Annotated in this window: 2 tRNA genes and 2 rRNA genes; all 4 read left to right on the plus strand. The window is 48.2% G+C overall.

The window, feature by feature from the left end:
* Nucleotides 1-252 (plus strand): 16S ribosomal RNA (locus tag EAH77_RS24950); the annotation flags it as partial.
* 72 nt (nt 253-324) lie between these two features.
* Nucleotides 325-401, plus strand: a tRNA-Ile gene (locus tag EAH77_RS24955).
* Nucleotides 402-477: 76 nt separating this feature from the next.
* A tRNA-Ala gene (locus EAH77_RS24960) sits at nt 478-553 on the plus strand.
* Nucleotides 554-786: 233 nt separating this feature from the next.
* Nucleotides 787-1,056: ribosomal RNA gene (locus EAH77_RS24965) — 23S ribosomal RNA — on the plus strand; the annotation flags it as partial.

The raw sequence follows: 1,056 nt of genomic DNA on the forward strand, positions 1-1,056 counted from the left end.
TATGTCGTAGTCCGGATTGGAGTCTGCAACTCGACTCCATGAAGTCGGAATCGCTAGTAATCGTAGATCAGAATGCTACGGTGAATACGTTCCCGGGCCTTGTACACACCGCCCGTCACACCATGGGAGTGGGTTGCAAAAGAAGTAGGTAGCTTAACCTTCGGGAGGGCGCTTACCACTTTGTGATTCATGACTGGGGTGAAGTCGTAACAAGGTAACCGTAGGGGAACCTGCGGTTGGATCACCTCCTTACCTAAAGATACGCATTGTGCAGTGTCCACACAGATTGTCTGATGAAAAAGTAACGAGCAGAAATACCTTTATAGGCTTGTAGCTCAGGTGGTTAGAGCGCACCCCTGATAAGGGTGAGGTCGGTGGTTCAAGTCCACTCAGGCCTACCAATTCTCTTTTCTGAAGTGAATTGGCTGACTCATCATCTGGTGAGTGAGTAATAAAGGTATCTGTAAGTGACTGTATGGGGCTATAGCTCAGCTGGGAGAGCGCCTGCCTTGCACGCAGGAGGTCAGCGGTTCGATCCCGCTTAGCTCCACCATATCCATACGGTCTATTAAATAATACTTCAGAGTATATTGGTAACAGTATGCTGCGAAGTATTTTGCTCTTTAACAATCTGGAACAAGCTGAAAATTGAAACGACACAGCTGAAACTTATCTCTCCGTAGAARTATTGAGGTAAGGAGTACCCTGTGTTGAGTCTCTCAAGACTTGCAGCACGTAGCGTGCTTTCTTCTTTTTACTAAGAAAAAAGACACCTTCGGGTTGTGAGGTTAAGCGACTAAGCGTACACGGTGGATGCCTAGGCAGTCAGAGGCGATGAAGGGCGTGCTAATCTGCGAAAAGCGTCGGTAAGGTGATATGAACCGTAATAACCGACGATACCCGAATGGGGAAACCCAGTGTGATACGTCACACTATTGCATGGTGAATACATAGCCATGCAAGGCGAACCGGGGGAACTGAAACATCTAAGTACCCCGAGGAAAAGAAATCAACCGAGATTCCCCTAGTAGCGGCGAGCGAACGGGGAACAGCCCA

Origin of the sequence: Ewingella americana, assembly GCF_006438725.1 — a bacterium.
Classification (GTDB): Bacteria; Pseudomonadota; Gammaproteobacteria; order Enterobacterales; family Enterobacteriaceae; genus Ewingella; species Ewingella americana_A.